Genomic DNA, 698 nt, shown 5'->3' on the forward strand with positions numbered 1-698 from the left:
AAACACACTTCAAAACATTAATATTGGTGTTGATACCGGCAAATCACAGCTCGACATTTACATCCGTCCATTCGATGTCTTTTTTACCGTGCCAAACAACGAAAAGGGTATCAAACAAGCCTTAGCTACTATCAAAAAACACAACCCACAGCGTATCGTTATCGAAGCGACTGGGCGCCTAGAAATGCCCTTCGTGTTAGCGTGTACCGAGGCCAAGTTGCCTATTGTTCGTGCCAATCCTATTCATATCAAACGCTTTGCCGGTGCTATTGGTCGTAGAGCCAAAAATGACCGCTTAGATGCACAGCTTATCGCCCATTATGGTGAAGCCATTAAACCTGATTTGACGGTCATAAAGGCTAAGAACATACGTTTAATGAGTGACTTAGTAATTCGCCGCAATCAGCTGCTCGCGATGCAGACCATGGAGAAAAATCGTATTCAAATTTTGCCTAAGCACCTACATTCGACAATGACACCCATCCTGACTGCGATAAAAAATCAGGTCTCAAAGATTGAAAATAAGCTTGTCAAACTCATCGAAGATTGCCCCGAATACCAAACTAAAAATACCCTCTTACAAAGCGTACCTGGTATCGGCAATATCGCCGCTGCGTCTATCATCAGCAATGTGCCTGAGTTAGGCTACATTACCAACAAGCAAGCAGCTTCACTCATCGGCGTCGCCCCTATTACAC

The 698-nt window shown here is 44.1% G+C and carries 1 protein-coding gene; it reads left to right on the top strand.

The genetic code is table 11. From position 1 onward, the window contains the following. Positions 1-698, top strand: a 698-nt coding sequence (locus IEX22_RS16215) for an IS110 family transposase (RefSeq protein ID WP_188669268.1), incomplete at both ends; no start/stop codon positions are given.

The organism is Tersicoccus solisilvae, assembly GCF_014643255.1.
GTDB classification, from domain to species: domain Bacteria; phylum Actinomycetota; class Actinomycetes; order Actinomycetales; family Micrococcaceae; genus Tersicoccus; species Tersicoccus solisilvae.